The sequence below is a fragment of the Paraburkholderia phenazinium genome, from assembly GCF_900142845.1.
Lineage (GTDB): Bacteria > Pseudomonadota > Gammaproteobacteria > Burkholderiales > Burkholderiaceae > Paraburkholderia > Paraburkholderia phenazinium_A.
The window spans coordinates 3,529,317-3,551,300 of record NZ_FSRU01000002.1; the positions used below are offsets into that span (position 1 = coordinate 3,529,317).

Below are 21,984 nucleotides of genomic sequence, written 5' to 3' on the forward strand. Positions count from 1 at the left end.
GCATCGCAGGCGGCTTCACGCTGGTCAAATTTACAAAGCGGCTGGCCGCGGAGCCCTGTTCGGGAAGCTTTCGCCGCCATACAAACGAAAATGCCGCCATGAATGCATGACGGCATTGTTCAAGCCCCCAAAACTCGTCTACCCTTAGTCTTACCGTCAGAAGCGATAACCGATGCTGATGTAGCTGACGATCGGGTTCAGCCTGATTTTGGTCTGCGACTGGACATTGAGCGTGCCGACCGGCGTGACGGCCGCGGTGTTCAGCTTGGCAGTGGTGCTGAGCGGGATGTACGAGAGCGAGACGCCCGCGAACCAATGCTGGTCGATGGCGAACGTGAAGCCCCCATTAAACACCGGCTCCCACGAACTATCCGTCGATACCGAGGTCGGACCATGCAGTACCTGCTGTTCGAACACGCTGTTGGTGATCTCTGCATCGGTGAACGAGACATGGGTGACACCCACACCCAGGTAAGGACGGAACCGCGCTTGCGCGTCTCTGAAGTAGTACTTGAACAGCAGAGTGGGGCTCCACTGTTTGGCGTCACCGAGTTTGCCGTATGAGGAGAAGGCACCCGAGCCGTCCAGATTGAACTTCGGCGGAATGCCAATCACGAATTCGGTTGCGATGTGGTCGGTGACGAAGTAACCAGCGGTGAAGCCGAGTGTGTCGGCGCTATCGAGGCTGGCTCCGGTATTGGGCAGTGTGACATTGACGGGTGAGCCGCCAACGCTTGTCTCCTTCAACGGATCGCTACTGGACTGAGGTGCAAGATGCAACCAGCCTGTCGTGACGTAAAAGCTTCCGGCCGATTGAGCGTGCGCTGCTGTCATGCAAGCGAGCGCCGCGATCCCCGTCATGGCCTGTTTTAATTTCATATGTGTGCTCCTCCAGAAAAGGCCCGCTCATTATGACCACAACGTTTGAAACAAACCATACGCGGCGGTTAGAGCTTTCTCCCTAAGCTCCGCGCGGTTTTCGGCTCAGCCGCTTCGCACCGAATCGTACGGGCGTTCGGCTTTTTTGGACCTTCGGGTATATACCAACGCGACTATTGGATACTCCAGCATGGCACGGCTCGCACGTCTTTATGTCCCCGACCAGCCGCAGCACGTCATCCTGCGCGGGCTCGATCAGCAGCCCGCATTTGTCGACGAACAGGATTACGAGCTCTTCATCGATTGTCTGAAGGCGGCTTCCCGCGACCATCACCTGTCCATCCACGCCTACGCGTTGATGCCGGGCGCGGTGCAACTGCTCGTCACGCCGACCGAAGAGTCGAGCTTGCCGAAGGCGATGCAGGCGGTCGGTCGCCGCTACGTCGCCCACTTCAACCGGCGCTACTCGCGGCGCGGCACCTTGTGGGAAGGCCGCTACCGGGCCACGGTGATCGAAGGTGAGCGCTATTTCCTGCTGGCGAGCCGGGTGGTCGAGATGTGTCCGGTGCGCGGGCAACTGGTGAGCGCGCCTGAAGACTACCGCTGGTCGAGCTACCGGCACCATATTGGACTGACGCTCGATAGCCTGATCACCGACCACCCGTTGTACTGGTCGCTCGGCAATACGCCGTTCGAACGGCAACGGGCCTACCGCGAGCTCTGCGAGCAGCCGCTGGACGAACGCGAAGCCAGTCAGTTGCAGCAGGCCACGCTGAAGGGCTGGGTTCTCGGCAGCGATTCGTACCGCGAGTGGGCGGCGCGGGCGGCGAATCGCCGGGTGTCGCCGCTGCCGCGCGGGCGGCCGCGCAAGGTCCGGGAAACGCCGCAGACCCAATAAACCGTTTCGCCTCAACAATCTGCACGAAAGCGGCATTTGCACATGCCGCTTTCTTTTGCACCGATTTTGATATGGCACCAATAAAAAATGGGTGCGATGCACCAACCTGATAATAGGGGTCGTACCATCACATTTTATTTGCTATTCCTTTGATTCGTCGCGTATATTCCGAATTCCGGCAGTTTCGACGCGGATTGCTTCGAAGCCGCCCGCGCGGTTGCAGTGCGAACTGCGGCAATAAAAAAATGGTTTAACGGCCGCTCCGGCCCCTCACAGACGGTGTCCCCATGAACGACCACCAGCAACCGACCTCCTCGGTTCCCGCCGCGCAAGGTCTCTATGACCCGCAAAACGAGCATGACGCCTGCGGCGTCGGCTTCGTTGCCCACATCAAGGGCAAGAAAAGTCACGAGATCATCGAGCAGGGCCTGAAGATTCTCGAGAACCTCGATCACCGGGGCGCCGTCGGCGCCGATCCGCTGATGGGCGACGGCGCGGGCATCCTGATCCAGATTCCGGACGGCTTCTACCGTGAGGAAATGGCCAAGCAGGGCGTGACGTTGCCGCCGAACGGCGAATACGGCGTCGGCATGATCTTCCTGCCGAAGGAGCACGCCTCGCGTCTCGCCTGCGAACAGGAGCTCGAGCGTACGGTGAAGGCCGAAGGCCAGGTGGTGCTGGGCTGGCGCGACGTGCCGGTCGACCACTCCATGCCGATTTCGCCCACCGTCAAGGCGAGCGAGCCGCTGATTCGCCAGATCTTCATCGGCCGCGGCAAGGACATCATGGTGACCGACGCGCTCGAACGGAAGCTGTACGTGATCCGCAAGACCGCGAGCCACCGCATCCAGGCGCTCAAGCTCAAGCACGGCAAGGAATACTTCGTGCCGTCCATGTCGGCGCGCACGGTGGTCTACAAAGGCCTGTTGCTGGCCGGTCAGGTTGGTGTGTACTACCGCGACCTGCAGGACGACCGCACCGTGTCGGCGCTGGCGCTCGTGCACCAGCGCTTCTCCACGAACACCTTCCCGGCATGGGAACTGGCTCACCCGTACCGGATGATTGCCCACAACGGCGAAATCAACACGGTGAAGGGCAACGTCAACTGGCTGAACGCCCGTACCGGCGCAATCGCCTCGCACGTGCTCGGCGACGACCTGCCGAAGCTGTGGCCGCTGATCTACCCGGGCCAATCGGACACCGCCTCGTTCGACAACTGTCTCGAGCTGCTGGTGATGGCCGGTTATCCGCTCGTCCACGCCATGATGATGATGATCCCGGAAGCCTGGGAACAGCACACGCTGATGGACGACAACCGCCGCGCCTTCTACGAATACCACGCCGCGATGATGGAGCCGTGGGACGGCCCCGCCGCGATCGCCTTCACCGACGGCCGTCAGATCGGCGCGACGCTCGACCGTAACGGCCTGCGTCCGGCGCGCTACATCGTCACGGACGACGACCTCGTCATCATGGCGTCGGAAGCGGGCACGTTGCCGATTCCCGAGTCGAAGATCGTCAAGAAGTGGCGTCTGCAGCCGGGCAAGATGTTCCTGATCGACATGGAACACGGCCGCATCATCGACGACAAGGAACTCAAGGACAACCTCGCCAACGCCAAGCCGTACAAGAGCTGGATCGATGCGGTGCGGATCAAGCTCGACGAAATCGAGCCGAAGGCCGAAGACGTCGTGACGGAGCGCCGCGAAGCCGCGGCCCTGCTGGATCGCCAGCAGGCCTTCGGCTATACCCAGGAAGACCTCAAGTTCCTGATGGCGCCGATGGCGCAAGCCGGTGAAGAAGCGGTCGGTTCGATGGGCAACGACTCGCCGCTGGCGGTCATGTCCAACAAGAACAAGACGCTTTACCACTACTTCAAGCAGTTGTTCGCCCAGGTGACGAACCCGCCGATCGACCCGATCCGCGAAAACATGGTGATGTCGCTGGTGTCGTTCGTCGGCCCGAAGCCGAACCTGCTCGACACGAACAACATCAACCCGCCGATGCGTCTCGAAGTGTCGCAACCGGTGCTCGATTTCCGCGACATCGCCAAGATCCGCGCCATCGATCAGTACACGGGCGGCAAGTTCAGTTCGTATGAACTGAACATCTGCTACCCGGTGGCGTGGGGCAAGGAAGGTATCGAAGCGCGTCTGGCGTCGCTGTGCGCGGAAGCCGTCGATGCGGTGAAGTCCGGCTACAACATGCTGATCGTGTCCGACCGCAAGACCGACCGCGACAACGTCGCGATCCCGGCGCTGCTCGCCACGGCGGCGATCCACACGCATCTGGTGCAGCACGGTCTGCGCACGAGCGCGGGTCTGGTGGTCGAAACCGGTTCGGCGCGCGAGACGCATCACTTTGCGCTGCTTGCGGGCTACGGCGCGGAAGCCGTGCACCCGTACCTCGCCATGGAAACGCTCGCGCAGATGGCCGCTGGTCTGAAGGGCGACCTGTCGGCGGAGAAGGCGGTCTACAACTTCACCAAGGCAGTCGGCAAGGGCCTGCAGAAGGTCATGTCGAAGATGGGCATTTCGACCTACATGTCGTACACCGGCGCGCAGATCTTCGAAGCGGTGGGCCTCGCTGAAGACCTGGTGACGAAGTACTTCAAGGGCACGTCGTCGAAGGTGGGCGGCATCGGCCTGTTCGACGTGGCCGAGGAAGCGATTCGTCTGCATCGCGAAGCGTTCGGCGACAATCCGGTGCTGGCCACGATGCTCGACGCGGGCGGCGAGTACGCCTACCGCGTGCGTGGCGAAGAACACATGTGGACCCCGGATGCGATCGCCAAGCTGCAACACTCGGCGCGCAGCAACTCGTATCAGACGTACAAGGAATACGCGCATCTGATCAACGATCAGACGAAGCGGCATATGACGTTCCGCGGCCTGTTCGAGTTCAAGTTCGATCCGACCAAGGCGATTCCGCTCGACGAAGTGGAACCGGCGAAGGACATCGTCAAGCGCTTTGCGACGGGCGCGATGTCGCTGGGCTCGATCTCGACCGAGGCGCATGCCACGCTGGCGGTGGCGATGAACCGCATCGGCGGCAAGTCGAACACCGGTGAAGGTGGTGAGGACGCCAACCGCTATCGCAACGAACTGCGCGGCATTCCGATCAAGAACGGCGACACGATGAAGTCGGTGATCGGCGACGAAGTCATCGTCGACATTCCGCTGAAGGACGGCGATTCGTTGCGCTCGAAGATCAAGCAGGTGGCGTCGGGCCGTTTCGGTGTGACGGCGGAGTATCTGTCGTCGGCCGACCAGATCCAGATCAAGATGGCGCAGGGCGCGAAGCCGGGCGAAGGCGGCCAGTTGCCGGGTCACAAGGTGTCGGATTACATCGGCAAGCTGCGTTATTCGGTGCCGGGTGTCGGCCTGATCTCGCCGCCGCCGCACCATGACATCTACTCGATCGAAGATCTGGCGCAACTGATCCACGATCTGAAGAACGCGAACTCGGCGGCCAGCATCTCGGTCAAGCTGGTCTCGGAATCGGGCGTCGGCACGGTCGCAGCGGGGGTGGCCAAGGCGAAGGCCGATCACGTCGTGATCGCGGGTCATGACGGCGGCACGGGCGCTTCGCCGCTGTCGTCGCTCAAGCACGCCGGCACGCCGTGGGAACTGGGTCTCGCGGAAACGCAGCAGACCCTGGTGCTGAACCAGTTGCGCGGCCGTATCCGCGTGCAGGCCGACGGTCAGATGAAGACCGGCCGCGACGTCGTGATTGGCGCGCTGCTCGGTGCGGATGAATTCGGCTTTGCGACGGCGCCGCTCGTCGTCGAAGGCTGCATCATGATGCGCAAGTGCCATCTGAACACCTGCCCGGTCGGCGTCGCGACGCAAGATCCAGTGCTGCGTGCGAAGTTCAAGGGCCAGCCCGAACACGTCGTCAACTTCTTCTTCTTCGTTGCGGAAGAAGCGCGCGAAATCATGGCGCAACTGGGCATCCGCAAGTTCGACGACCTGATCGGTCATGCCGAACTGCTCGACACAAAGAAGGGCATCGAGCACTGGAAGGCGAAGGGTCTCGACTTCTCGCGCGTGTTCTACCTGCCGTCGGTTCCGGCGGACGTGGCGCGTAAGCACGTCGACGTGCAGGACCACGGTCTCGACAAGGCGCTGGATCATGTCCTGATCGAGAAGGCGAAGGCGGCGATCGAGAAGGGCGAGCACGTCTCGTTCATCCAGCCGGTGCGCAACGTCAACCGTACGGTCGGCGCCATGCTGTCCGGCACGATCGCGAAGAAGTACGGCCACGACGGCCTGCCCGACGACACAGTTCACATCCAGTTGAAGGGCACCGCGGGCCAGAGCTTCGGTGCGTTCCTCGCGAGAGGCGTGACGCTGGATCTGGTCGGCGACGGCAACGACTATGTCGGCAAGGGCCTGTCGGGCGGGCGCATCATCATTCGTCCGACCAACGATTTCCGCGGCAAGTCGGAAGAGAACATCATTTGCGGCAACACGGTGATGTACGGCGCGATCGAAGGCGAGTCGTTCTTCCGCGGCGTGGCAGGCGAGCGTTTCTGCGTGCGTAACTCGGGCGCGACGGCGGTGGTCGAAGGCACGGGCGATCATGGTTGCGAATACATGACGGGCGGCACGGTGGTCGTGCTCGGCGAAACGGGCCGTAACTTCGCGGCGGGCATGTCGGGCGGTATCGCTTATGTGTTCGATCCGGACAGCACGTTTGCCGGCAAGTGCAACAAGTCGATGGTCGCGCTCGACCCGGTGCTGCAGCAGGCCGAGCAGGAACGCACGGTCGACAAGGGCCTGTGGCATGCGAACGAAACCGACGAGGTGCTGCTGAAGGGGCTGATCGAACGTCACTTCCAGTTCACCGGCTCGCCGCGTGCCAAGGCGCTGCTTGAAAACTGGGATGCGTCGCGCCGTCAGTTCGTGAAGGTGTTCCCGACGGAATACAAGCGCGCGCTGGGCGAGATGGCTGCGAAGAAGGCGAACAAGGAAGTCCTCGCCGCGTAGTCCGCAGCTCAAGACGTTAGATACCCATTCGATGTACCCGCCGCCTTTGTGTGCGGCGGGTGCCGATCCCCCCACCTGTACAGATAGATAAGAGAACCACATGGGCAAGGCAACCGGTTTTCTCGAGTTCGAACGTCGCCACGAGACGTACGAAGCTCCGCTCACGCGTGTGAAGCACTACAAGGAATTCGTTGCGGCACTCGCCGACGACGAAGCGAAGATTCAAGGCGCACGTTGCATGGATTGCGGTATTCCGTTCTGCAACAACGGCTGCCCGGTGAACAACATCATCCCGGACTTCAACGACCTGGTGTTCCATCAGGACTGGAAGAGCGCGATCGAAGTGCTGCACTCCACCAACAACTTTCCGGAGTTCACGGGCCGCATCTGCCCAGCGCCGTGCGAGGCGGCGTGTACGCTTGGCATCAATGACGACCCGGTCGGCATCAAGTCGATCGAGCACGCGATCATCGACAAGGCATGGTCCGAAGGCTGGGTCGCGCCGCTGCCGTCGAAGCACAAGACGGGCAAGAAAGTCGCGGTGGTCGGATCGGGCCCCGCGGGCCTCGCGGTCGCGCAGCAACTCGCGCGCGCGGGGCACGATGTGACGGTGTTCGAAAAGAACGACCGGATCGGCGGTCTGCTGCGTTATGGCATTCCCGATTTCAAGCTGGAAAAGTGGCTGATCGATCGCCGCATGCGTCAGATGGAAGCCGAAGGTGTGACGTTCCGCGCCAACGTGTTCATCGGCAAGGATCCACTGCCTGGGCATATCGGCAACACGGCGAAAGAGACCATCACGCCGGCCGAGCTGAAAGAGCAGTTTGATGCCGTGGTGCTGTCGGGCGGTTCGGAAACGCCGCGCGACCTGCCGGTGCCGGGCCGCGAGCTGGAAGGTATCCACTACGCGATGGAATTCCTGCCGCAGCAGAACAAGGTCAACGCAGGCGACAAGCTTGCCGCTCAACTGCTGGCCAAGGGCAAGCATGTGATCGTGATTGGTGGTGGCGATACGGGTTCGGATTGCGTGGGCACGTCGAACCGTCACGGCGCGAAGAGCGTGACGCAGTTCGAATTGCTGCCGCAGCCGCCGGAAGAGGAGAACAAGCCGCTCGTGTGGCCGTACTGGCCGATCAAGCTGCGTACGTCGTCCTCGCATGAGGAAGGCTGCGAGCGCGATTGGGCGGTGGCGACGAAGCGTCTCGAAGGCAAGAACGGCAAGGTTGAGAAGCTGATTGCAGTGCGAGTCGAATGGAAGGACGGCAAGATGCAGGAAGTGCCGGGTTCCGAATTCGAAATGAAGGCCGATCTGGTGCTGCTGGCGATGGGCTTTACGCAGCCGGTGTCGCCGGTGCTGGAAGCATTCGGTGTCGATAAGGATGCGCGTGGTAATGTGCGTGCTTCGACTGAGGGTGACAAGGCGTATTACACGTCGGTGGATAAGGTGTTCACCGCGGGTGATATGCGTCGCGGCCAGTCGCTGGTGGTGTGGGCGATTCGCGAAGGACGGCAGTGCGCGCGGTCGGTCGATGCGTTTCTGATGGGGCAGTCGGAACTGCCGCGGTAAGTCTTCGGCCGGCGTGCACGTAGCATGGCGCATGGCTGGTATCGGTTTGCAGGGCGAGGTGGAGACGACAAGGCAGTAACCAAAGCCGGGCGCTCGGAAGGGTGACCCGGCTTTTTCGTTGGTCGCGGGCTGCGTATTTGCTTTGGTTTTGTTGGTCTTTGCTTGACTTCCTCGCGGTCTGTTTGCCTGCGGCGCTTTGTTTGTTGGCTTTCTTCGGGCGTTGGCCTCTCCTTGCATTCTTAGTGGTCTATTTGTGTCGCCCCTGTGCGGGGCGGCACTTACTTTCTTTGCCCGCCGCAAAGAAAGTAAGCAAAGAAAGCGGGCTGCAACCGCTAGCCCGTAGTGAGCCATCCCGATCTGCTACTGGGAACGGCCCAACACGAGACCCGCCCTCGCATCACCCACGTTAGTGACAAGGCTGTCATCCGTTCCAGCGTTGCGCTGCGCGCCCCGCCGTCGGGTATAACGCCTTGTGCAATTTAGGTAGGATATCTAATGTTTTTTTGTCTGTCTGTGCTGTTTGCACTGGCAGGCTCTGCCTTCCTTGGCAAACCCGTCCGCGACGCACGTAGTGCGGAGTGGGATGAATGAGCGCTGTGTCACGAACGTGGGAAATACGAGGGCGGGTCTTGTCTTCGGACCACTCCGGGTTCGCGGAAGATGTGGACACCTAAGAGCTAGCGGTGTGAGCCCGCTTTCTTTGCTTACTTTCTTTGCGGCGGCAAAGAAAGTAAGTGCCGCCCCGCACAGGGGCGAACCTAATAGACCGATAACAAAGCAAGGAGAGGCCAACGCCCCAGGAACACAACCAAAGCGCCGCAAAGGCAAAAAAAGAACCTACTTCCCATACCGCGCAATCGTGAGCCCCTCCAACGAAATCTCCGGCTCGCGCAGCGTAACAAGATCAGCAACAACCTTCCCGGACCCCATAGCCATAGCCCAACCCGTAGACCCATGCCCCACGTTTAGCCAAAGATTCCCAACCCCGGATGGACCAAGCAAAGGCGCGCCATCCGGCGTCATAGGCCTCCTCCCAACCCAAAAATGCGCCGAACTAGGCTTAGCCGCATGCGGAAACCAGTCATCAAGAACCTTAAGCAAAGTCTGCAGCGCCTGCTCGCGTAAAGTGGACTGCCGATTCCCTAACTCCGCAGTCCCCGCCACCCGCACATTCCTCCCAAACCGCGTAATGGCCGTCTTCAAAGACTCATCCATGACAGCGGCCCGCGGCGACTTCTCATCATCGATCACGGGCAACGTAGCCGAATACCCTTTGACGGGATAAAGCGGCACCTTGACTCCAAGCGGCGCCAGCAACGGCGCACTATCCACCCCAAGCGCTACCACCACGGCATCCGCAGCGAGCACCTCATCGCCACGCTCGCTACCCACCCGCACGCCACGCACCACACCACCCTGAACATCGAGCCCCGTCACCCGCGTATCGAGCCGAAACCGCACCCCATTGCCCTCGCAGATAGATCGCAGCTCACGAGTAAACCGCGCACAGTCCCCAGCCTCATCGTCGGGCAGATACAAGCCGGATAACGGCGTCTCACGCGCCCACCGTAACCCCGGCTCGATCTCCACACACTGCGCCGCACTCACCTCGCGATACGCAATCCCGGCATCGCGCAGCACGGCGAGAGCAGGCTGCGCCAGCTCCACGTCATACTCGCTGCGAAACAACTGCAGATATCCCTGGCTACGTCCGTACTCGAACGGATGACGCCCGCGAAATTCCTGCAGACAGCTCCGGCTGTAATAAGCAATCCGCTGCATGCGCTGCTTGTTCACGCGAAACCGCTCGAGATCGCACTCACGCAGCCAGCGTGCGATCCAGCGCCACTGCGCAGGGTCAAAGGTCGGCCGGAAGATCAACGGCGATGCAGGCTTGAACAGATATTTGAGGATCTTCGCCGGCATGCCCGGCGCCGCCCACGGCGTGACATAGCCCGGTGCGATCACGCCGGCATTGCCGAAACTGGTGGCGAGCGCCACGTCGGGCTCGCGTTCGATCACGGTGACCTCGCACCCCTGGGCGCGCAGGTAAAAGGCGGTGGCGACGCCGATGACGCCGCCGCCGAGAACAATCGTTTTCATGTCTGATCAATGCACATCAGGATGCCGGGCTCGCCGCCGCGAGCGCCTTGCCCCTGGTTTCGGGCAGGCACAGCGCCGCGGCGATGACCAGCAGATAGCCTGAGCCGGCGACGAGGCCCATCGCGTTGACGAGCGTCATCGATTGGGACAGCGTGCCGACGAGAATCGGGAAGAACGAGCCGAGCCCGCGCCCGAGGTTATAGCAGAAGCCCTGGCCGGAGCCGCGGATTTCGTTCGGATACAGCTCGGACAGATACGCGCCGACTCCCGCGAAAATCCCCTGCACGACCACGCCGAGCGGAAAACCGAGCAGCAGCATCGCGCTGTTGGTGATGGGCAGCATCGTGTAGGCCATGCCGAGCACGAACGAGCCGATCGCAAACAGGATGAACGACGCACGCCGGCCAATCTTGTCGCACAGGATCGCCCCGACAATGTAACCGGTGAACGAGCCGACGATCAGCACGATCAGATAGCCGCTGGTGTTGAATACGGACAGATGCCGCACCGTCTTCAGATAGGTCGGCAACCAGGTGGTGATCGCGTAGTAGCCGCCTAGCATGCCGGTGCAGAGCGCGCTGCCGAGCAGTGTCGTCCGGAGGTGAGGAAAGGAAAAGATCTGCAGGAAGTGCGAGGTGTCGAAGCCGCTGTCGCGCGCCCGGCGCGTGGCGAGATAGATCTCCGGGTCGCTGACGTTGCGGCGGATATAGACAATCCACAAGGCCGGCAGGATGCCCACCCAGAAGCACGCACGCCACGCGATCTGCTCCGGCAACAACGCGAACGACGCCCAGTAGATGATCGCCGCCGCCGCCCAGCCGAACGACCAGCTGCTCTGCACGGTGCCGACCGCCTTGGCGCGATGCTGCGGCGAGCGGATCGTTTCGGCCATCATGACCGTCACCACCGACCATTCCCCGCCGAAGCCGATGCCCTGCAGCGTGCGGGTGGTCAGCAGTTGCCAGAACGAATGCGTGAAGCCCGACAGGCAGGTGAAGAGGGCGAAGGTCGCGATGGTCCATTGCAGCACGCGGACCCGCCCGTAGCGGTCGGAGAGAATGCCGGCGAGCCAGCCGCCCACGGCCGAGGAAATCAGCGAACTGGTGGCAATCAGCCCCGCTTCGCTCTTGGTCATGCCCCACGTGGCGATCAACGTCGGGATCAGGAACGAGTAGATCATGAAGTCGAACGCGTCGACTGCGTAACCGCCGAAGCCCGCGTAGAGCGTGCGGCGCTCGCGCGTCGTCAACTCCGTGAACCACTGAAATGACGCCATGCCGTCTCCTGAGCCCCTGATCCTGTTGTGCGCGGTTCACACTGTGCGCCCCGGTGCGCCCCTATTTTACGGCTCCGAAAGACGAGTGGACCAGTCCGGACAAAAAACCGCTCCAATTGGGCAGGCGTCCGCGCCGGCGCGTCTTCCGCGCGTTCGGGGGTGAATTTCACATTCTTACTGCGTGCTACTTGGTAACCCATTGAGTAGTTTTGGTCGGTACACTCCGCTGCAGCGCAGTTTGTTTTACGCCATCCATCCGTCCTGCAGCGCAAACGCGCCTTACCAATACATTCAATGGATTTCATTGCGAAAGTCCGCTTACCCGCGACTCGTTCCGGCAATACTCCGCCGCCACAGTTTGTACGGAATGGTGAGCTTTCGTCGCGCCGTGCCTTCCTGAAGGGCTCGGCAAGCGTGTTGCTGATGTCGGGGGTCGGCAGCGCGCTGCTGTCGGCATGCGGCGGCGGGTTGTCGTCCGATCTGCCGGACACGCCGCGGCTTGCGTCGGTGGACAATTTCCGCGACATCGGCGGCGCGGGCGGCGGCTATCCGACCGTGGATGGCCGGCAGGTGCGGCGCGGCATGTTCTATCGCGCGAACGCCTTGACCCTGAGTATCGCGGACAAAGCCGTGATCGACACGCTCAACATTGCGACCGTCTACGATCTGCGCACGCCCGGTGAAATCGCCCGCGTCGCGGACGTGCTGCCGATTAGCGCAACGTACCAGCGCATCAATGTCCTGGGTGAGCTCGACCAGATCGTGCCGCCGAACCAGCAGTTGGGGGGCGCGATGGCGACCATGGAGAGTGCCGAACGCGCTTACGTGACAGGCACGGCGCAGCGGGCCGGGTATGGCGCGCTGCTCTCGCAACTGGCGAACACGGCGGGCGCGCAACTGGTCCACTCCACCGCGGGCAAGGACCGCACCGGCTGGGTTGCGGCGTTGCTGCTCAGCATTGCGAACGTCCCGCTCGACCTGATCATGCAGGACTATCTTCTGACCAATACCTACTCGGCCGCGTCGATCAACGCCGAGGTCGCCGCCATCCAGTCACAGAGCGGCGCTGCCGCGGCTACGCTGGACGCGCCGTTCTTCAGTGTGCAGGAGAGTTTTCTACAGGCGGGCTTCGATCAGGTGCAGGCGAGCTACGGCACGATGTCGAGCTACCTGACCGCGGGGCTCGGCTTGTCGCAGTCGACGATCGATACGCTGCACGACCGTCTGGTCGTCTGAACGCGCGCATCGCGGCCCGGAAAAAAAGCGGCCCGCCCGGGCAACAGCTGGGCGGACCGAACAGGGGGCTATCGAGGAAGCCCGCGCAGACTATACGTGCGCGAGCGCCGATAACGCCGCCCTGTAAGGACGCGTAAGCGCTGCGTCGTCGGGCGCTTCACCCTTCCTGCAGTCCGATCGGCAGGGCGATGCGCACGCACAGGCCGCCGCCCGGATGGTTGTAGACATCGCACCGTCCGCCGCGATCGTGCGCGAGGCGCGCCACGATCGCGAGTCCCAGGCCGCAATGGCCTTCGCCGCCGCGCGCGGCGTCGAGGCGCACAAACGGCTTCATCGCGGCGGCAATCCTGTCGTCGGGAATCCCTGGACCATGATCGCGGACGCTGACCACCCAATGGCGGTCGTCGCGCGCCGTCGCGATTTCAACGGGCGGCGCGCCGTGTTCGAGCGCGTTGTCGACCAGGTTCGTCACCAGCCGGTCGAGCAGGGTGCGCGGCAGCGCGAACTGCGCACCCGCACGCAGATCGAGGTGGAAGAGCGGGGCGTCGGCGAGGTCGCCGTCGGCGCTATCCATCGGGTCGGCGAGTTCGGCGATATCGGCGTCGGAAAACTGTTCGCGCAGGAAGGCGTCGACTTCGACCGGCGGTCCGGCGTCGGCGGCCTGGCCGGCGAATTCGAGAAACTGCTGAACGATATTGGTGAGCGAATCGACGTCGCGAATCAGGCCGGCCCGCTCGTTCTCTGCGACCAGCACGCTGGCCCGCAGCTTGAGCCGCGTGAGCGGCGCCTTCAGGTCGTGTGCCACGCCGGCCAGCATGACCGCCTGGTCGTCACCGGCTTCGTTCAGACGCCGCATCATGTCGTTGAACGAACCGATCAGGTCGCGCAGCTCGCGCGGCCCCTGCACGTTCACCGGCTCGGGTCGCCCGCCGGCGCCGAACGAGCGCGCAGCGTGCGCCACGCGCGAGAGCGGCCGCTGCATCTGCCAGACCGCCAGCAGCGAGAGGATCAGTGCGGCCACCAGCATCGACACGGTTTCGACGATAAAGCGTGGACGCGGCGGTATATCGACCGGCACCACCACCCACATCGACTTGCCCGGATAGCGGATCCATAGGCGCGGCGGCCGCGCATCGTCGACTTCGATCTGGGTGCCCGGCGGCATGCGGCCACGCAAATGCTGGCTCAGTTCGACGAACTGCCGTTCGGTCGGCGGATGCAAATGGATCGTGGAGGGCATGTTCCAGGTCGGCACCAGATGCACGCGCATCGCGGGCGCGAGGTCGGCGCCTTGCACCGGTTCGCCGTTGGCCGCCTGCAGCATCAGCAGAATGCCGCGCGCGAAACCGTCCACCTCGTGGTGAGGCGGTTGCATCACGATCAGTACGAACCAGCCGGCCTGAATTGCCAACAATACCGCCGTCGAGAGCAACGCCATTCTGCCGAATAGCGTGTTCAACGGGTTTTTCATGAGTCTGCCGCGCCCTCGATCGAGAACGGCGTGCCGTCGGCGTCCGGCACGAAGACGTAACCCTTGCCGCGCACGGTCTGCACATAGCACGGGCTCGACGGATCGTCCTCGATGACGCGGCGCAGCCGCCAGATCGGCACATCGAGGCTGCGGTCGCGAAAGGCGAGGTTGTCGCGGTGGACCAGATCGTGGATCAACACGCGCGAAAGCACCTTGTACGGATTGTTGACGAAGATCTTCAGCAGCGCGAATTCACTGTCGCGCAGGGCCAGTCGCGTGTTGTCGCGCGACAGCGTGCGCGTCGCGAAGTCGAGTTCGAACGGCCCGAAATGATACGGCTTGCGTGCTTCGGGCGCACTGGTGGTCGACGGCCCGCGCCGGCGCAGCACCGTCTGGATGCGGGCGAGCAACTCGCGCGGATCGAACGGTTTCGTCAGATAGTCGTCGGCGCCGAGCGACAGACCGACAATGCGGTCCGCCACCGTGCCGCGCGCTGTGACGAAGATCACCGGAATGTCGTCGCCGGCGGCCCGCAGCGCGGTGAGCGCGCGCAGGCCGTCGGTGTTCGGCATCATGATGTCGAGCACAACGACCGACGGCCGCTCTCTTTCGAGGCGGCGTTGCAAATGCGTGCCGTCGTGGAGCACGGAAGCGTCGAACCCGTTCGATTGCAGAAAGCGGCAAAGCAGATCGCGTACGACCGGGTCGTCGTCGACGATAAGGACCTGTGGATTCATCTTGAAATTTTAGACTGGCGCGCATGGCGAGCGGCCGATTGTTTTCTTACCAACACTTACCTGTTGCCGTCCAGCCGGGCGGCAGTCCCTCCACCTCGCGCTGGAAGCCTTGCTGCATAAGGCTAACCGGCCAATTTTCGACGCTAAAGTTGGCAATATAAATTGCACATTGGGGGACGTATCGCACTGCAATCGCTTACCGGAATTGCTGCGAGGAAAGAAATGGCGCCCAATCGAAACCCCTCGTAAGAACCGTGGAAAAGCGCGCGTTCCTTCGTGCATTGTGACGGAGCGCGCGGCGGGATGATTCGACCTGTAGTCCATCGCCGCCGCATTTCGTTGACCTGAAGGGTGCGTTTCTGTCCTCCCAGTGTCGGCGCAGATGCGGCAATCGAATCCGCACCCCAAGCGTCACGCGAGGCAGACCATGACCGTCACCAACAATCTCCGTCCCACTACTTTCCCGCCCGTGCAGCGCGAGCGGCCGTCGCCCACGCCGGACAACACGGCGAAGCCGGACGCGCTGCCGAGCGAACCCGCCACGCCGGTGTCGCCCGGCGGCCTCGTCGGCAATCACGTCAACACGACAGCCTGACCTGACGAGAGCGCCTGTGTCCACTCTGACTGTTTTCAAGCGCTGTGTGCGGGCCGCGAGCTGGCTGGCGATGGGCGCGATGCTGCTACCCCTCGACGGCTGCGGGGTCGCCGCATTGCCCTGCCGCCTGACGGCGGCGACGCTCGACATCCTGCCGGTTGTCGGGCACGCCGCCGCTACGCCCTTCAACGCGTGTGCATCAGCGATCGACTGAGCCATGATCTCCCGACCGTCCGCCCGTCAGTGTCTCGGCGCGTTGGCGTCGCTGCTGCTCTCCGTCTGTCTGGGCATGGCGGCGCCCGCCGTGCACGCGGACTCTGCTGCAGGTGCGGCGTCCTCGCCAAAGCGTAGTACTGCAGACGAGCGCAAGCGTCCCTCGGATGCGCCGTTCGAGTTTCGCGGCATTCCGCTTGGCATCACGCTCGACGAATTCCGCGCCGGCTCGACCGTGCGGGCGACGCCGGTGGGCAGCGTGCCGGTCTGCGAGACGGACATGCTGGCGGGCGCGCTTGGCATGAGCCTGAAGACGAGCGAGAGCCTGACGGTGGCGTGCCGCTGGGCGCACCGGGCGGCCGACCGCTGGCAGCTCTCGCAGGCGGTAGTGGACGGTGCGCTGGCGCAGGACCATGTGCTGCGCTTTGCGCGGGTTGCCGGCGAGACGGCGTTGCGGCTCTACGAGATTTCCTTCGTGATCGACGAGGTCACCGCCGCGGACCTGCGAAACGCGCTGGCGGGCCGCTATGGCGTGCCGCGGCTCGTCACGCAGAGCACTTCGGCGGCGGGCAGCGCGGTTCCCATGTACGTCTGGGAAAACGCCGTCAGCTCGATCACCTTGTGCCTGTTGCCGTCCACCCACAACGGCACGCTGACCTATCTGCTGAAGGACCCGGACGCGTGGGTGAAGTCGCTGGTGCGCCAATGGCAGGCGAGTAGTCCCGAGGCGGGTTGAGGCAACGAATGCGCGCCGCCACCCATTTGTCCCATCTTCACTCCGGCAGAGGAATTTCCATGACCACGCTACGCCTCACGGCCGCGCTGACCGCGGCGCTGGGTCTCGCTGCCTGCGCGAGCCACCCGGATTCGATCGTCGACACGCCGATGTTGCCGCCGCTCGTGAGCCAGCCGCTCAATATCAACACGCAGGGCGCGATCTATCAGGCCGGCGCGTCGGTGCTGCTTTATGAAACGCCGCGTGCGCAGCATGTGGGCGACGTGCTGACCATTCGCTTGTCCGAGTCATACAGCGGCAACAGCAGCGCGAATACGACGGCGAGCCGCGCGAGCGACATTAGCGCCACCGCCGCGGATCAATCGACCGGCGCCGCCGCGCGGCTGGCACGACTGTTCAACATCGGTTCCGCGAACACGGACTTCAAGGGCGCGGGCGCGATGACCGACACCAACGGGATGAGCGGCACGCTGGCTGTTACCGTGATCGGTACGATGCCGACCGGCAATCTGATGGTGGCGGGCGAGAAGCTGATTGCGATGAACGGCAATCACGATCGTTTAAGACTGTCCGGAATCGTCAATCCTAAGGATATCGAAGCAGGCAACTATGTGTCGTCGAGCAAGGTGGCGAATGCGCGGATCGAGCAGGCCGGACAGGGCATCGTGAGCGATGCGACCACGGTGGGCTGGCTGCAGCACCTGTTCCTGAGCGTGCTGACGTTCTGAGCGTTCGCGAGCGGGGGCTAGGCGTCGGCGAAAGGCGGTGCGACCCGCTCTGCCGCGCCGATTTCTCCATCGGGCACGAACACGTAGCCGCGGCCCCAGACCGTTTGCACATAGCGCGGTTCGGACGGGTCGACTTCGATCAGACGCCGCAGGCGCCAGATCGAAACGTCGAGGCTGCGGTTGCGGTGCGCCTCGGTATTGCCGTGCAGTTTCTCGAGCAGTTGCGCGCGGGTGAGGACGGTCATCGCGTGCGTGACGAACACCTTGAGCATGGCGAATTCGCTCGAGCGCAGCGGAATGCGTTCACCGTCGCGGCGCAATTCGCGCGCCGGAAAATTCACCTCGAAACGGCCGAAGCGATAAGGCGCGCGATTCTCCGGCGCTCCAGGCGCGATCGCGCCGCGCCGGCGCAACACGGTGCGGATGCGCGCAACCAGTTCGCTCGGCTCGAACGGCTTGCCGAGGTAGTCGTCGGCACCGAGTTCGAGACCGATCACGCGATCGATCACATCAGCACGCGCCGTCAGCAGGATCACCGGAATGTCGTCGCCGGCCAGACGCAGCGCCCGTAACGCACTGATGCCGTCCAGCTCCGGCATCATGATGTCGAGCACCACCAGTGCGGGGCGCTCGTGTTGCAGCGCGCGCTGCAACGCCATGCCGTGCTCGAGCACGGATACCGAGAAGCCGCGTCCGTGCAGGTATTCGCGTACGAGGTCGCGCACGACGGGATCGTCGTCGACGACGAGAATGGATTGGTTCATTCCGGCAATCTTAGGAGATACGCCGGAGCGCTGATAGCGCGCAATGCTTTCTAAACCTTTCCGGGGTAACTGGAAGCAAGCGGCTGCGAACGGTTTGCCGGCATGTTGGCGGGCAGCGCGTCCGCACGTTGAAGCCCTCTTGAACGCAGGTAAGTTTAGATAATCTGCTTCAGCTAATCTGCGTCAGATGAGCTGCGTCAGTTGACCTGCGAAGTCTGAATGGTCTGTGGGCGCAACTCGAGGCGGTTGACCACCATCTTGTCGATCATGCCGTTGAGTTTGACGGACGCATTCGAGAAACGATCGAGGCCGAGGTCGCCCGTCTGATAGCGCGCGGTGACGAGAATATGGCCCTGCTGGAGGAGCGTCAGATCGATCACCGACAGGTACTGGACCGGATTGTCGTTGAACTCGCGCCGGCCGTAATCGACCGCCGCGTTGTAGATCAGACGCGACTCGCAACTCGCAGGGGCGGTGCCCGGGTTGTAGACGTCCGAACGGATGCCGCGCCGGTTGAGCGCGAGTTGCAACGAGGGGACGAAATCGCCAACGGACACCGTCTGGTTCACTTCGATGCACACCGCGCTGATGGACGCGGGCCGGCCGTTGACGAAGGTCGGCGACGAGTAGTTCGACGCGATGGCATAGCCTGCCTGAATCACCGAGCCGGTAGCGTCGGCCGCTGTGATCAGCGTCCACGCGCAACCGTTCAGTCCGACGCAGAGGATGGCAGCGGTCGCGGCCCATACGCAGGTCCGCCGCCCCGTGGACCACGGAAAGCGCAGGGTGCACAGAACGGCCGGAAAGAGCGGTGAGCGCAAGGCGGTCATGATGCAGTACCTCGGCGTGTCGGATCGGGAGTGAATCGCAGGGCCGGCACGCTTAGCGTGCGACGCGCAGATGCAGTTCGCTGGATCCCTGCACGCTTGCCGTGACGCTGATGCGACGCTCGCCCGAAGTCACGATGAAATGCTGGCGCGTCGGCGTGTTGAGGTCGTGCACGACGTTCGGGAAACAGGCGGCGATGTCTGCGCCGAGCTCTTCGAGCGGGTCCGTGACCACGCCGTCGGCTTGCCAGTGAGCGCGCCAATGGCAGTCGTAGGCGTTCGATCCGGCGTGGCAATCGTCGGCGCTGGCGAGGCCCGGCAACTGCGCGGCCGGTTCATTGCGCAGTTGCTTGAAGTCGTGGGCGGCGACGATGTGCGTCAGCGCGGGGCAGACGTCGGCGGGCTCGGCAGCCTGCGTCATCTGCGCGGCGTGCGCGCCGACCGACAGCAGCAACGCGGTCATGCCGACGGTGGCGCCGGCGGCGGTGAACAGGGAACGGCTCATCCGCGTGAGTCGTTGGGTCAAAGGATGGAAGCTGCGATCGAATGACATGAGCGGGAAGTCCGGTAGCGGTGGATGGCGTACGGGCCGCAAGATAGTGTTTGGCCCGCACGTCAATCGTCGCCGCAGCACGGTACTTTCAAAGCACGGAACAACCTGAACGGTCCGCAAATGCTTTCGAACTGTTCTCGCGTATTTCAGGATGTTGCAAGGGGCTCGCCGGCGCCTGTCTGGCGGCCGATTGGAAGGTGCCTGGAGATTGGCTGAAGTTTGTCCGGCGTTTGCCTGGGACTGCAGTAGATTTGTGCCGTGCCGTGCCGTGCCGTGCCGTGCCGTGCCGTGCCGTGCTGCGCCAGCGCCGGAGCCGGCATCGGCACCAGCACCGGCTCCGGTGATCAGCCCCCCGCGCTATCTACACGCTCGCTGCTCATGCGGCGACCGGTTCGCCCGAGCGTTCGACGTCGAGCGTTTCCTCATGGAACGCCGCGAGCGATTCGCGGTGCGCGACACTGACGATCGCGGCCTTGGGCAGGCGCTCGGTGAAGAGGTGATAGAGCAGCGCCTCGTTAGTCGCATCGAGCGCGCTGGTGGCTTCGTCGAGGAACAGGTAGTCGGGCTTGTGCAGCAGCACGCGGGCGGCGGCGAGGCGCTGCTGTTCGCCGGGCGACAGCGTCCGCGCCCAGTGTCCCGATTCCGCCAGACGCTCGGCATAGGCGTCAAGGTGACAGACGCGCAGCGCTTCGCGGCATTCGTCGTCGGTGTAGGTGTCGGCGGAGGACGGGTAGGTGAGCGCCGCTTTCAACGTGCCGATCGGCATGTAGCTCTGCTGCGGAATGAACATCATGCGGGCATTGACCGGCGCGTCGATCGAGCCATCGCCGAACGGCCACAGTCCGGCGAGCGCGCGCATCAAGGTGCTCTTGCCCGATCCGGACGGGCCGCGTACCAGCCAGCGCGAACCCGGCTGGATCGTGATGTCGCGGATCTGCGACAGGGCGGTGCCGTTCGGCAGGGCGAGCGACAGGCCTTCCGTGGTGAGCCTGTCCTCGTCGACGTAGTGCAGGTTGATGCCGCCATGCACGGTGGCGGGCGAGGTGGCCTCTTTCATGTGCGACGAACGCATGACGCGTTTGAATTCGCGCAGACGATTCACGGTAGCGCGCCAGTCGACCAGGCTGCCGTAACTGTTGATGAACCAGGAGAACGAATCGCTCACCGTGCCGAACGAGTTCTGGATCTGCATCAACACGCCCATGGTGAAGGCGCCGGTGAAGTACTTGGGCGCCGCGACAATGAGCGGAAAAATTAACGCGATGTTGCCGTAGAAGCTCAGCACGAAGCTCAGCCGCTTGGTGTACTTCATCACGCGCCACCAGTTGTCGCGAATGCGCTGGAAGAAGTTTTGCGCGTTGGCCCGTTCGGTCTGCTCACCATCGTAAAACGCGATCTGTTCCGAGTTCTCGCGAATGCGGATCAGGCCGAAGCGAAAGTCCGCCTCGACCTTCTGTTGCTGGTACGTAATCGAAACGAGCGGACGGCCGAGTTTGTACATCATGTACGAGCCGCCCAGCGCATAGAGCGCGGCGACCCACACCATGTACCCCGGAATGACGATCGGCATGCCGCCGAGCGTGACGGTCAAGGCGCCGGCGAGCGACCAGAGAATGGTGACGAACGTAACGAGCGTGACCACCGTCGAGAGCAGGTCGAGCGTCAGCGAGAGGGTGCTGGTCGCAAAGGACTGCAGGTCGTCGGTGATCCGCTGGTCGGGGTTGTCCGTGAGGCGGTCGCGCTCGATCCGGTAGAAGGCGCTGTCGCCGAGCCATTCCTCGAGGTAGCGGGTGGTGAGCCACTGGCGCCAGCGGAAGCCGAGCATCTGGCGCAGATAGCGGCCGTAGACGAAAAGGACGATCAGCGCCGCCACGAGGACGGCCCAAACCGTCATCAGGTGGGGGAAGTCCTTCACGCTCTTGTTCTGCAGCATGTTGAAGAAATCGCCGTTCCAGCTATTGAACTTGACGCTGATCCAGACGTTGGTGAGGTTGATCGCAATGATTGCAATCAGGAGTCCCCAGGCGATCTTCCATTCTTCAGAGACCCAGTAGGGCTTGATCAGACTCCACGCGGAGACTTTATCGTCCGGTTCTAGCGTGCCGGCAGGGGAAGTATTGGGTGTCATGACCATCCTGAAGAAATGCTGGCTCATCTTGGGCCGCTTCGCCATGGCTGGGCTCGGATGGCTCAGCCTATGACGAGTCGGCGCTACGGCGGTATTGCGATTGCGGCTTGCGTCTCGACCCCGTCGCCGGATTCTGGCCCGAGCGCCTTAAGCGAAAATTAATCGCGGCAGACGCAGCGAGGCGCTTGTCTTGTCGCGCGTGAAGCGGGAAGCTGTGCGCTCGTTGCATTGTGCCAGAGGGCCGCGCGCGGCTGCACCAATCGACGGTGGCGGCTGCCGCAC

17 protein-coding genes are annotated in these 21,984 nt (G+C 63.1%); 8 read left to right on the top strand and 9 right to left on the bottom strand.

What is annotated here, in order from left to right; translation table 11 throughout:
- Positions 1–156 precede the first annotated feature (156 nt).
- Positions 157–879, bottom strand: coding sequence for an OmpW/AlkL family protein (locus tag BUS12_RS32930; RefSeq protein WP_074301442.1), 723 nt, complete (start codon positions 877–879; stop codon positions 157–159).
- 190 nt (positions 880–1,069) lie between these two features.
- Between BUS12_RS32930 and BUS12_RS32935 the strand changes: the two genes are divergently transcribed.
- The 3 genes from BUS12_RS32935 (at position 1,070) to BUS12_RS32945 (ending at position 8,335) form a co-directional block, all read left to right on the top strand.
- Positions 1,070–1,777: a transposase gene (locus BUS12_RS32935; RefSeq protein ID WP_074301443.1), complete on the top strand. Its 708-nt coding sequence runs from the start codon at positions 1,070–1,072 to the stop codon at positions 1,775–1,777.
- A gap of 287 nt (positions 1,778–2,064) precedes the next feature.
- The gene (locus BUS12_RS32940; protein ID WP_074301444.1) at positions 2,065–6,768 is read left to right on the top strand and encodes a glutamate synthase-related protein; all 4,704 of its coding nucleotides are present in this window, start codon (positions 2,065–2,067) and stop codon (positions 6,766–6,768) included.
- A gap of 100 nt (positions 6,769–6,868) precedes the next feature.
- A complete protein-coding gene (locus tag BUS12_RS32945) occupies positions 6,869–8,335 on the top strand; it encodes a glutamate synthase subunit beta (protein ID WP_074301445.1) in 1,467 nt (488 codons plus the stop codon).
- An 837-nt stretch (positions 8,336–9,172) separates the two neighbouring features.
- Here the strand turns inward: BUS12_RS32945 and BUS12_RS32950 are convergent.
- Both BUS12_RS32950 and BUS12_RS32955 read right to left on the bottom strand, forming a co-directional pair.
- The gene (locus tag BUS12_RS32950) at positions 9,173–10,438 is read right to left on the bottom strand and encodes a D-amino acid dehydrogenase (RefSeq protein ID WP_074301446.1); all 1,266 of its coding nucleotides are present in this window, start codon (positions 10,436–10,438) and stop codon (positions 9,173–9,175) included.
- Positions 10,439–10,454: 16 nt separating this feature from the next.
- A complete protein-coding gene (locus BUS12_RS32955) occupies positions 10,455–11,714 on the bottom strand; it encodes an MFS transporter (protein WP_074301447.1) in 1,260 nt (419 codons plus the stop codon).
- Positions 11,715–12,137: 423 nt separating this feature from the next.
- On the opposite strand from BUS12_RS32955, the gene BUS12_RS32960 reads away from it, so the two are divergent.
- Positions 12,138–12,950: a tyrosine-protein phosphatase gene (locus BUS12_RS32960; RefSeq protein WP_253190291.1), complete on the top strand. Its 813-nt coding sequence runs from the start codon at positions 12,138–12,140 to the stop codon at positions 12,948–12,950.
- A gap of 157 nt (positions 12,951–13,107) precedes the next feature.
- On the opposite strand, the gene BUS12_RS32965 is transcribed toward BUS12_RS32960, so the two are convergent.
- Complete coding sequence (locus BUS12_RS32965) at positions 13,108–14,421, bottom strand: ATP-binding protein (RefSeq protein WP_074301449.1); 1,314 nt, start codon at positions 14,419–14,421, stop codon at positions 13,108–13,110.
- Positions 14,418–15,158, bottom strand: coding sequence for a response regulator (locus tag BUS12_RS32970; protein WP_074301450.1), 741 nt, complete (start codon positions 15,156–15,158; stop codon positions 14,418–14,420). Before BUS12_RS32970 ends, BUS12_RS32965 begins: the two co-directional genes overlap by 4 nt.
- Before the next feature lie 427 nt (positions 15,159–15,585).
- Here BUS12_RS32970 and BUS12_RS39030 point away from each other — a divergent pair, with 427 nt between their 5' ends.
- From BUS12_RS39030 to BUS12_RS32985, 4 genes are all read left to right on the top strand, one after another.
- A complete protein-coding gene (locus tag BUS12_RS39030) occupies positions 15,586–15,753 on the top strand; it encodes a hypothetical protein (protein WP_171991745.1) in 168 nt (55 codons plus the stop codon).
- A 70-nt stretch (positions 15,754–15,823) separates the two neighbouring features.
- On the top strand, positions 15,824–15,967 hold the full coding sequence (locus tag BUS12_RS38530) for a DUF6726 family protein (protein ID WP_367117691.1): 144 nt from the start codon (positions 15,824–15,826) through the stop codon (positions 15,965–15,967).
- A gap of 3 nt (positions 15,968–15,970) precedes the next feature.
- The gene (locus tag BUS12_RS32980; RefSeq protein ID WP_143788520.1) at positions 15,971–16,702 is read left to right on the top strand and encodes a hypothetical protein; all 732 of its coding nucleotides are present in this window, start codon (positions 15,971–15,973) and stop codon (positions 16,700–16,702) included.
- Between the two features lie 59 nt (positions 16,703–16,761).
- Positions 16,762–17,430 (top strand): flagellar basal body L-ring protein FlgH, encoded by a 669-nt coding sequence (locus BUS12_RS32985; RefSeq protein ID WP_074301452.1) that lies wholly within the window; start codon positions 16,762–16,764, stop codon positions 17,428–17,430.
- Positions 17,431–17,447: 17 nt separating this feature from the next.
- Here BUS12_RS32985 and BUS12_RS32990 read toward each other — a convergent pair whose 3' ends face one another.
- The 4 genes from BUS12_RS32990 to BUS12_RS33005 all read right to left on the bottom strand — a co-directional run bounded on the left by BUS12_RS32990 (position 17,448) and on the right by BUS12_RS33005 (position 21,702).
- Positions 17,448–18,194, bottom strand: coding sequence for a response regulator (locus BUS12_RS32990; RefSeq protein WP_074301453.1), 747 nt, complete (start codon positions 18,192–18,194; stop codon positions 17,448–17,450).
- Positions 18,195–18,391: 197 nt separating this feature from the next.
- Entirely contained in the window at positions 18,392–19,024 is a 633-nt protein-coding gene (locus BUS12_RS32995) for a hypothetical protein (RefSeq protein ID WP_253190243.1), read from the bottom strand.
- A gap of 52 nt (positions 19,025–19,076) precedes the next feature.
- A complete protein-coding gene (locus BUS12_RS33000; RefSeq protein ID WP_074301454.1) occupies positions 19,077–19,574 on the bottom strand; it encodes a hypothetical protein in 498 nt (165 codons plus the stop codon).
- Between the two features lie 376 nt (positions 19,575–19,950).
- Positions 19,951–21,702: an ABC transporter ATP-binding protein/permease gene (locus BUS12_RS33005; protein WP_074301831.1), complete on the bottom strand. Its 1,752-nt coding sequence runs from the start codon at positions 21,700–21,702 to the stop codon at positions 19,951–19,953.
- Positions 21,703–21,984: the final 282 nt, after the last annotated feature.

Excerpts from the sequence above, each read along its gene's own strand:
- BUS12_RS32930 (WP_074301442.1), bottom strand. The coding sequence starts at position 879 with ATGAAATTAAAACAGGCCATGACGGGGATCGCGGCGCTCGCTTGCATG.
- BUS12_RS32935 (WP_074301443.1), top strand. The coding sequence starts at position 1,070 with ATGGCACGGCTCGCACGTCTTTATGTCCCCGACCAGCCGCAGCACGTC.
- BUS12_RS32940 (WP_074301444.1), top strand. The coding sequence starts at position 2,065 with ATGAACGACCACCAGCAACCGACCTCCTCGGTTCCCGCCGCGCAAGGT.
- BUS12_RS32945 (WP_074301445.1), top strand. The coding sequence starts at position 6,869 with ATGGGCAAGGCAACCGGTTTTCTCGAGTTCGAACGTCGCCACGAGACG.
- BUS12_RS32950 (WP_074301446.1), bottom strand. The coding sequence starts at position 10,438 with ATGAAAACGATTGTTCTCGGCGGCGGCGTCATCGGCGTCGCCACCGCC.
- BUS12_RS32955 (WP_074301447.1), bottom strand. The coding sequence starts at position 11,714 with ATGGCGTCATTTCAGTGGTTCACGGAGTTGACGACGCGCGAGCGCCGC.
- BUS12_RS32960 (WP_253190291.1), top strand. The coding sequence starts at position 12,138 with ATGTCGGGGGTCGGCAGCGCGCTGCTGTCGGCATGCGGCGGCGGGTTG.
- BUS12_RS32965 (WP_074301449.1), bottom strand. The coding sequence starts at position 14,421 with ATGAAAAACCCGTTGAACACGCTATTCGGCAGAATGGCGTTGCTCTCG.
- BUS12_RS32970 (WP_074301450.1), bottom strand. The coding sequence starts at position 15,158 with ATGAATCCACAGGTCCTTATCGTCGACGACGACCCGGTCGTACGCGAT.
- BUS12_RS39030 (WP_171991745.1), top strand. The coding sequence starts at position 15,586 with ATGACCGTCACCAACAATCTCCGTCCCACTACTTTCCCGCCCGTGCAG.
- BUS12_RS38530 (WP_367117691.1), top strand. The coding sequence starts at position 15,824 with ATGGGCGCGATGCTGCTACCCCTCGACGGCTGCGGGGTCGCCGCATTG.
- BUS12_RS32980 (WP_143788520.1), top strand. The coding sequence starts at position 15,971 with ATGATCTCCCGACCGTCCGCCCGTCAGTGTCTCGGCGCGTTGGCGTCG.
- BUS12_RS32985 (WP_074301452.1), top strand. The coding sequence starts at position 16,762 with ATGACCACGCTACGCCTCACGGCCGCGCTGACCGCGGCGCTGGGTCTC.
- BUS12_RS32990 (WP_074301453.1), bottom strand. The coding sequence starts at position 18,194 with ATGAACCAATCCATTCTCGTCGTCGACGACGATCCCGTCGTGCGCGAC.
- BUS12_RS32995 (WP_253190243.1), bottom strand. The coding sequence starts at position 19,024 with ATGACCGCCTTGCGCTCACCGCTCTTTCCGGCCGTTCTGTGCACCCTG.
- BUS12_RS33000 (WP_074301454.1), bottom strand. The coding sequence starts at position 19,574 with ATGTCATTCGATCGCAGCTTCCATCCTTTGACCCAACGACTCACGCGG.
- BUS12_RS33005 (WP_074301831.1), bottom strand. The coding sequence starts at position 21,702 with ATGACACCCAATACTTCCCCTGCCGGCACGCTAGAACCGGACGATAAA.